Origin of the sequence: Streptomyces sp. NPDC013457 (genome assembly GCF_043089925.1) — a bacterium.
In the GTDB taxonomy this organism is placed as follows: domain Bacteria; phylum Actinomycetota; class Actinomycetes; order Streptomycetales; family Streptomycetaceae; genus Streptomyces.
Window position 1 is genome coordinate 154,919 of record NZ_JBICBL010000012.1, and the last position, 8,797, is coordinate 163,715.

7 protein-coding genes are annotated in these 8,797 nt (G+C 70.8%); 5 read left to right on the forward strand and 2 right to left on the reverse strand.

The genetic code is table 11. The features are described from left to right. Nucleotides 1-59: 59 nt before the first annotated feature. The 4 genes from ACF1G2_RS29370 to ACF1G2_RS29385 all read left to right on the forward strand — a co-directional run bounded on the left by ACF1G2_RS29370 (nucleotide 60) and on the right by ACF1G2_RS29385 (nucleotide 4,834). The gene (locus tag ACF1G2_RS29370) at nucleotides 60-2,639 is read left to right on the forward strand and encodes an ATP-binding protein (RefSeq protein ID WP_391801192.1); all 2,580 of its coding nucleotides are present in this window, start codon (nucleotides 60-62) and stop codon (nucleotides 2,637-2,639) included. Nucleotides 2,640-2,735: 96 nt separating this feature from the next. Further along, nucleotides 2,736-3,419, forward strand: coding sequence for a response regulator (locus ACF1G2_RS29375; RefSeq protein ID WP_361441844.1), 684 nt, complete (start codon nucleotides 2,736-2,738; stop codon nucleotides 3,417-3,419). A gap of 257 nt (nucleotides 3,420-3,676) precedes the next feature. Further along, on the forward strand, nucleotides 3,677-4,075 hold the full coding sequence (locus tag ACF1G2_RS29380) for an OB-fold nucleic acid binding domain-containing protein (RefSeq protein WP_385854261.1): 399 nt from the start codon (nucleotides 3,677-3,679) through the stop codon (nucleotides 4,073-4,075). 3 nt (nucleotides 4,076-4,078) lie between these two features. Next, nucleotides 4,079-4,834, forward strand: a complete 756-nt coding sequence (locus tag ACF1G2_RS29385) for a DUF3159 domain-containing protein (protein ID WP_391801193.1) — start codon at nucleotides 4,079-4,081, stop codon at nucleotides 4,832-4,834. Nucleotides 4,835-5,041: 207 nt separating this feature from the next. Here ACF1G2_RS29385 and ACF1G2_RS29390 read toward each other — a convergent pair whose 3' ends face one another. Next, a complete protein-coding gene (locus ACF1G2_RS29390; protein WP_352188033.1) occupies nucleotides 5,042-5,725 on the reverse strand; it encodes a TrkA family potassium uptake protein in 684 nt (227 codons plus the stop codon). Then, nucleotides 5,725-6,393 (reverse strand): TrkA family potassium uptake protein, encoded by a 669-nt coding sequence (locus ACF1G2_RS29395; protein ID WP_352188034.1) that lies wholly within the window; start codon nucleotides 6,391-6,393, stop codon nucleotides 5,725-5,727. The genes ACF1G2_RS29390 and ACF1G2_RS29395 overlap by 1 nt, the downstream gene beginning before the upstream one ends. 234 nt (nucleotides 6,394-6,627) lie before the next feature. On the opposite strand from ACF1G2_RS29395, the gene ACF1G2_RS29400 reads away from it, so the two are divergent. Further along, a complete protein-coding gene (locus tag ACF1G2_RS29400) occupies nucleotides 6,628-8,679 on the forward strand; it encodes an APC family permease (RefSeq protein WP_391801194.1) in 2,052 nt (683 codons plus the stop codon). Nucleotides 8,680-8,797 lie beyond the last annotated feature (118 nt).

Here is an 8,797-nt window from a genome sequence, read left to right on the forward strand (position 1 = left end):
GGCTCGTCGCCCTTGCCCCCTGTGCGGAATGTCCGATTCGCTGGACGTAAGGTCATGGCATGGGACGGGGCAAGCTACGGATCTACCTCGGCGCGGCACCGGGGGTCGGCAAGACCTACGCGATGCTGTCCGAGGGGCACCGCCGCGTCGAGCGCGGCACGGACTGCGTCGTCGCCTTCGTCGAGCACCACGACCGGCCGCGTACCGAGGTCATGCTGCACGGCCTCGAACAGGTCCCGCGCCGCACCCTCGCGTACCGCGGCACGTCCTTCACCGAGATGGACGTCGACGCGGTCCTCGCGAGGAAGCCGGCCGTCGCCCTTGTGGACGAGCTGGCCCACACCAATGTGCCGGGCTCCCGGCACTCCAAGCGCTGGCAGGACGTCGAGGAGCTGCTCGCCGCGGGGATCGACGTCATATCGACGGTCAACATCCAGCACCTCGAGTCGCTGGGCGACGTCGTGGAGTCGATCACCGGCGTACGCCAGCAGGAGACCGTCCCGGACGAGGTGGTGCGGCGCGCCGACCAGATCGAGCTGGTCGACATGTCGCCCCAGGCCCTGCGCCGCCGCATGGCCCACGGCAACATCTACAAGCCCGACCGGATCGACGCCTCGCTCGCGAACTACTTCCGCCCGGGGAACCTCACGGCCCTGCGCGAGCTGGCGCTGCTCTGGACCGCGGACCGGGTCGACGAGTACCTCCAGCAGTACCGGGGCGAGCACGGCATCCGCTCCACCTGGCAGGCCCGCGAACGGATCGTCGTCGGGCTCACCGGCGGACCCGAGGGCCGCACGCTCATCCGGAGGGCCGCGCGGCTGGCCGAGAAGGGCGCGGGCGGCGAGGTCCTCGCCGTCTACATCGCCCGCAGCGACGGCCTCACGGCCGCCTCGCCCAAGGAGCTCGCGGTCCAGCGGACCCTGGTCGAGGACCTCGGAGGAACGTTCCACCACGTCATAGGCGACAACGTCCCCTCCGGCCTCCTGGAGTTCGCGAGGGGCGTCAACGCCACCCAGATCGTCCTCGGCTCCAGCCGCCGGAAGACCTGGCAGTACGTGTTCGGCCCCGGCGTCGGCCAGACCGTCGCCCGCGAGTCCGGCCCCGACCTCGACGTCCACATCGTCACCCACGAGGAGGTGGCCAAGGGACGCGGACTGCCCGTCGCCCGGGGCGCGCGCCTCGGCCGCTCCCGGATCATCTGGGGCTGGCTGGTCGGCGTCGGGGGCCCCGCCCTCCTCACCGTGCTCCTCACCCATGTCGACGCCGACCTCGGCCTCGCCAACGACATGCTGCTGTTCCTGGCGCTCACCGTCGCCTCGGCGCTGCTCGGCGGCCTCCTGCCGGCCCTCGCGTCCGCTGCCTTCGGATCGTTCCTGCTGAACTGGTTCTTCACGCCGCCGCTGCACAAGGTGACGATCGCCGACCCCAAGAACATCGTCGCGATCGCCGTCTTCTTCGGCGTCGCCGTGGCCGTGGCCTCGGTGGTCGACCTCGCGGCCCGCCGCACCCACCAGGCCGCCCGGCTGCGCGCCGAGGCCGAGACCCTCTCCTTCCTCGCGGGCAGCGTGCTGCGCGTGGGGGTCCCCCCGGCCGAGCCAGGGGGACCGTCCAGCCTGGAATCCCTGCTCGAACGGCTCCGCGAGACGTTCGCCATGGAATCCGTGGCGCTCCTGGAACGGGAGAGCGACGTGGAACCGTGGACCTGCGCCGCGAGCGTGGGGGCACGCCCCGTCGTCCGGCCCGAGGACGCCGACGTGGACATGCCCGTCGGGGAGCACCTGGCCCTCGCCCTGACCGGACGGGTGCTGCCCGCCGAGGACCGGCGCGTGCTCGGCGCGTTCGCCGCGCAGGCGGCGGTGGTACTGGACCGGCAGCGGCTCCTCGGCGAGGCCGAGGAGGCCCGCAAGCTGGCCGAGGGCAACAAGATCCGCACGTCCCTGCTCGCGGCCGTCAGCCATGACCTCCGTACCCCGCTCGCCGGCATCAAGGCGGCCGTTTCCTCCCTGCGCTCCGACGACGTCGAGTGGTCCGAGCAGGATCGGGCGGAACTCCTGGAGGGCATCGAGGAAGGCGCCGACCGGCTCGACCACCTGGTGGGCAACCTCCTCGACATGTCCCGGCTCCAGACCGGCACCGTCACCCCGCTGATCCGCTCCATCGACCTCGACGAGGTCGTCCCGATGGCGCTCGGCGGGGTGCCCGACGGCAGCGCCGAGCTGGACGTCCCCGAGACGCTTCCGATGGTCGAGGTCGACAAGGGACTCCTGGAGCGCGTCGTCGCCAACATCGTCGAGAACGCCGTGAAATACAGTCCGGAGCGGGTGCCGGTGGTCGTCTCCGCCAGCGCGCTGGGCGACCGCGTCGAGCTGCGGGTCGTCGACCGGGGGCCCGGGGTGCCGGACGAGAGCAAGGAGGGCATCTTCGAGCCGTTCCAGCGCTTCGGCGACGCCCCGCGCGGCTCCGGCGTCGGCCTCGGGCTCGCGGTCGCCCGCGGCTTCGTGGAGGCCATGGGGGGCACCATCACCGCGGAGGACACCCCCGGCGGCGGCCTGACCATGACGATCACCCTCAAGGCGGTGACGGGGCGGAGGCCCCCGCCGCCACCCGCCGCCGACGTGCCGGCCCGGGTCACCACGTGACGCCCGGTGGCACCGAGGGCCGAGTGACCTGATGGTCCTACGCCTACGCGATCCCCGTACTCCCCGACGTACGCAGCAGAGAGAAGGAAGCCCTTGATGACCCGGGTTCTCGTCGTCGACGACGAGCCGCAGATCGTCCGCGCGCTGGTGATCAACCTCAAGGCGCGCAAGTACGAGGTGGACGCGGCGCCCGACGGCGCCACCGCCCTTCGGCTCGCCGCCGAACGCCATCCCGACGTGGTCGTCCTCGACCTCGGCCTGCCGGACATCGACGGTGTCGAGGTCATCAAGGGCCTGCGCGGCTGGACCCGCGTGCCGATCCTGGTGCTCTCGGCCCGCCAGACCTCCGACGAGAAGGTCGAGGCCCTCGACGCCGGAGCCGACGACTACGTCACCAAGCCCTTCGGGATGGACGAGCTCCTGGCCCGGCTGCGCGCCGCGGTCCGCAGGGCGGAGCCGGTCGGCGGCGACGACAGCGTCGTCACGGTCGAGACCGAGGGCTTCACGGTCGACCTGGCCGCGAAGAAGGTCCACCGCGACGGCCGCGACGTCCGGCTCACGCCGACCGAATGGCACCTGCTCGAAGTGCTCGTCCGCAACAGCGGACGCCTGGTGAGTCAGAAGCAGCTACTCCAGGAGGTCTGGGGCCCGTCGTACGGCACGGAGACCAACTATCTGCGGGTCTACATGGCGCAGCTGAGGCGGAAGCTGGAGGTCGACCCCTCGCACCCGCGCCACTTCGTCACCGAGCCGGGCATGGGCTACCGCTTCGAGCGCTGAAGCGACCCGCGGACGTGACCGAAGGCGCGCGCGGAGGCGTCCGACGGTCGTGGGAAGTGCCCGACGGAGCGCGGGGGGTGCCCGAAGGGGCGGGTGAAGGTGCCCGAAGAGGCATGCGGGAGTGCCCGAAGAGGCATGCGGGCGGAGAGGCATGAGGGAGCGGTCGAGGAGGCGTCCGGAGAGACCCGTGACGGGGCCGTGAGCAGCCCGTTCGGAGGGCCGGTTCCGCAGTCGGTGGGGGCCGGTACGCTTTCTGTATGAGTGCTGCACCGCGTACAGAGAAGCCGGCCGGACGCTTCCGCCGGATGCTCGACCGGCTGTCCACCTCGCAGGAGGAGCTGGAGTCCGTCGAGCTCCAGGAGGACGCCGAGGCCACGGGCTGCACGCGTATCTGCGACTGCTCCGACCGCCAGATAGTCAAGGTGACTGGTACCTTGCGCACGGTCACGCTGCGCCCCCGGGCGGGTGTGCCCGCCCTCGAGGCCGAGCTGTTCGACGGCACGGCCCCGCTGGACGTGGTGTGGCTGGGCCGGCGGTCCATCGTGGGCATCGAGCCGGGCCGCAAGCTGATCGCCTCCGGCCGGATCTCCATGAGCCACGGTCGGCGGGTCCTCTTCAACCCCAAATACGAGCTCCGACCGCTCGGACAGGAGTAGCCGGTGACGTCGCTCGACAAGCCGACGACGGATCAGGACGCCCCGGACAGTCAGGGCGCTCCCCAGGGACAGGCCGCGAAGGAGGTCACCGAGGCCGCGCTGTTCGAGGCCTTCGGCGGCCTGCGGGGCATGATCGAGACGGTCCTCCCCGGCCTGCTCTTCGTCACGATCTTCACGATCAACAAGGACCTGCACGTCTCGGCGATCGCGGCGCTCGCGGTATCCCTGGTCCTGGTCGCAGTCCGGCTGATCCGCCGGGACACCGTGAAGCACGCCTTCAGCGGTGTGTTCGGCGTGGCGTTCGGCGTGGTCTTCGCGATGATGACCGGCAACGCCAAGGACTTCTACCTGCCGGGCATGCTGTACACGCTGGGCCTCGCCCTCGCGTACATCGTCACCGCGCTCGCCGGCGTCCCGCTGATCGGCCTGATCCTCGGCCCGGTCTTCAAGGAGAACCTCTCCTGGCGGACACGTAACCCCGGTCGCAAGAAGGCCTACACGAAGGCGAGCTACGCGTGGGGCTTCATCCTCCTCGCCAAGTGCGCGATCCTCTTCCCGATGTACTGGTGGGCCGACACGACCAAGTTCGGCTGGGTCCTCGTCGCGCTGAAGATCCCGCCCTTCCTGCTCGCGGTCTACCTGACGTGGGTCTTCCTGGCGAAGGCCCCGCCGCCGATCGACGTCTTCGCCGAGATGGAGGCGGAGGAGGAGGCCGAGAAGGCCCGCAAGGCGGCCGCGGCGCGGGAGCGGGAGTCGTAAACCCTCGGAGCCGTACGAGACGCGCGGTGAGGGCACCAGAAGGGTGCTGTGAGCCGCACGCGGCATGCACGACAGACACGGCAGGCACGGCAGGCACGGCAGGCACGCGCGAGCCGTGAGCCACACCGCCGATACGGGAAGGGCCCGGGACCTCTCAGAGGTCCCGGGCCCTTCCCGTACGTCCTGTGCACCTCGCGGGACGACGTGTCAGTCCCTCGGCGCGCCCTCTTCGCGGCGGACGGACAGCAGGTCCTCCAGCTGCTCCTCGCGCGCCTGGGCGGCCACGAAGAGGAGCTCGTCGCCCGCCTCCAGGGTCTCCTCGGGGCTCGGGGTCAGCACCCGCGAGCCGCGGATGATCGTCACCAGGGAGGTGTCCTGCGGCCAGGCGACATCGCCCACGGCCGTCCCCGCGATCGCCGACTCCGGCGGAAGCGTCAGCTCCACCAGGTTGGCGTCACCGTGGCTGAAGCGCAGCAGCCGGACCAGGTCGCCGACGCTCACCGCCTCCTCCACCAGGGCCGACATCAGACGCGGCGTCGACACGGCGACGTCCACGCCCCAGGACTCGTTGAAGAGCCACTCGTTCTTGGGGTTGTTCACCCGGGCGACGACGCGCGGCACGCCGTACTCGGTCTTCGCGAGCAGCGAGACGACCAGGTTCACCTTGTCGTCACCGGTGGCCGCGATCACCACGTTGCAGCGCTGGAGCGCCGCCTCGTCCAGGGACGTGATCTCGCAGGCGTCGGCGAGCAGCCACTCCGCCTGCGGCACCCGCTCCACCGAGATGGCGGTGGGCGCCTTGTCGATCAGCAGGACCTCGTGGCCGTTCTCCAGGAGCTCGCCCGCGATGGAACGGCCCACCGCACCCGCGCCCGCAATTGCGACACGCATCAGTGACCGCCCTCCTCAGGACCCTCGGCGAAGGCCTCCTCGACCTTCGCGATCTCGTCCGTGCGCATCATCACGTGCACGAGGTCGCCCTCCTGCAGCACGGTCTGCGAGGAGGGGATGATCGACTCGCCCAGCCGGGTGAGGAACGCCACGCGCACGCCGGTCTCGTCCTGCAGCTTGCTGATCTTGTGGCCGATCCACGCCGGGGAGGTGTGCACCTCGGCGAGCTGCACCCCGCCGCTCGGGTCGGTCCACAGCGGCTCGGCGCCGGACGGCAGGAGGCGCCGCAGCATCTGGTCGGCGGTCCAGCGGACCGTCGCGACGGTCGGGATGCCGAGACGCTGGTAGACCTCGGCGCGCCGGGGGTCGTAGATCCGGGCGGCCACGTTCTCGATGCCGAACATCTCGCGGGCGACCCGAGCGGCGATGATGTTCGAGTTGTCGCCGCTGCTCACCGCGGCGAAGGCGCCGGCCTCTTCGATCCCCGCCTCGCGCAGCGTGTCCTGATCGAAGCCGACGCCGGTGACACGCCGTCCGCCGAAGCCGGAGCCGAGACGGCGGAAAGCCGTCGGGTCCTGGTCCACGACGGCCACGGTGTGCCCCTGCTGTTCCAGGGTCTGCGCGAGAGCGGCTCCCACTCGCCCGCAGCCCATGATGACGATGTGCACGTCCCCTTACCCCGCACTCCTGATCGTCTTACTGACCTGCGAATACACCCTGCTCACAACTTTCCTCACCCGACTGGCCCGGGCCGTGGCGGGCAGCGCTCTGCCGAGCTGCCCGATCCGAGCTTATGCGGCAACACCCTGGGGGACCGCATCCGCGGTCCCCGCCAGGGAGATTCCGTGCGGATTGGGGGTCGCGGTGAGCATGGCTGTTTTCGAACGCTTACGATCCTCTCCGTGTCCAAACTGACCGACCTGCCCAAACGGATCTTGATCGGACGGGCTCTGCGCAGCGACAAGCTCGGGGAGACCCTGCTCCCGAAGCGCATCGCCCTCCCCGTCTTCGCCTCCGACCCGCTGTCCTCGGTGGCGTACGCACCCGGCGAGGTGCTGCTCGTCCTGTCGATCGCGGGTCTGTCGGCCTACCACTTCAGCCCGTGGATCGCGCTGGCCGTCGTCGTACTGATGTTCACGGTCGTCGCGTCCTACCGGCAGAACGTCCACGCCTATCCGAGCGGCGGCGGCGACTACGAGGTCGCCAACACCAACCTCGGCCCGAAGGCCGGACTGACCGTCGCCAGCGCCCTGCTCGTCGACTACGTCCTGACCGTCGCCGTCTCGATCTCCTCCGGGATCGAGAACCTCGGCTCGGCCGTCCCCTTCGTCGTCGAGCACAAGGTCCTCTGCGCGGTCGGCGTCATCGTGCTGCTGACGCTGATGAACCTGCGCGGGGTGAAGGAGTCGGGCAGCCTCTTCGCCATCCCGACGTACGTCTTCGTCGCCGGCGTCTTCATCATGATCGCCTGGGGCGCGTACAAGGGGATCGTCCTCGACGAGACCATGAAGGCGCCCACCGCCGACTTCGAGATCAAGCCCGAGCACCAGGGTCTGGCAGGCTTCGCGCTGTTCTTCCTGCTGCTGCGCGCCTTCTCCTCCGGCTGTGCCGCCCTCACCGGCGTCGAGGCGATCTCCAACGGCGTCCCCGCCTTCCGCAAGCCCAAGTCGAGGAACGCCGCCACCACGCTCGCGCTCATGGGCGCGCTGGCCGTGACCATGTTCTGCGGCATCATCTTCCTGGCGCTCGCCACCGACGTACGGATGGCCGAGAACCCCGCGGCCGACCTGCTCCGCAACGGGGTGCCGGTCGGCGAGAGCTACGTCCAGGACCCGGTGATCTCCCAGGTCGCGGCCGCCGTGTTCGGCGACGGAACGTTCTTCTTCATCCTCCTCGCCGCGGCCACCGCGCTCGTCCTCTTCCTGGCCGCCAACACGGCGTACAACGGCTTCCCGCTCCTCGGCTCGATCCTCGCCCAGGACCGGTACCTGCCGCGCCAGCTGCACACCCGCGGCGACCGGCTCACCTTCTCCAACGGCATCGTGCTGCTCGCCGGCGCCGCCGCCCTCCTGGTCTGGGTCTACGGGGCCGACTCGACGAAGCTGATCCAGCTGTACATCGTCGGCGTCTTCGTCTCCTTCACCCTCAGCCAGACCGGCATGGTCCGGCACTGGAACCGCCATCTGCGGACCGAGACGGACCCGGCCAAGCGCCGCCACATGATCCGCTCCCGCGCGATCAACACCTTCGGCGCGTTCTTCACCGGCCTGGTCCTGGTCGTCGTCCTCGCCACCAAGTTCACGCACGGCGCCTGGGTCGCCCTGCTCGGCATGGTGATCTTCTACGGGACGATGACCGCGATCCGCCGGCACTACGACTCCGTGGCGGACGAGATCGCCGCCGCCGAGGAGCGCCCCGACGAGTACGTACGCCCCTCGCGCGTCCGCTCCGTCGTCCTCGTCTCCAAGCTGCACAAGCCGACGCTGCGCGCGCTCGCCTACGCCAAGCTGCTGCACGCGAACGAGCTGGAGGCGCTGAGCGTCAACGTCGACCCGGCCGAGACCAGGGCGCTGCGGGAGGAGTGGGAGCGGCGCGGGATCAACGTGCCGCTGAAGATCCTCGACTCGCCGTACCGCGAGATCACCCGGCCGGTGATCGAGTACGTCAAGAACATCCGCCGCGAGAGCCCGCGCGACGCCGTCTCCGTCTACATCCCGGAGTACGTCGTCGGCCACTGGTACGAGCACCTGCTGCACAACCAGAGCGCCCTGCGCCTCAAGGGCCGGCTGCTCTTCACGCCCGGCGTGATGGTGACCTCCGTCCCGTACCAGCTGCAGTCCTCCGAGGCCGCGCGGAAGCGGGCGAGGAAGCGCCAGGACTGGAACGCGCCGGGTTCGGTGCGCCGCGGCCCCGTCGAGAAGCGCACGAAGGAACCGACCGGCAAGGGCACGTAGACTGGTGGGGGGGGGGGGGGGGGGCGCCCCCCCCCCCCGCCCGGGGGGGGGCCCCCCCCCCCCCCCCCCCCCCCGCCGGGGGGGGGGGGGGGGGGGGGGGGCGGGGGCGGGGGGGGGC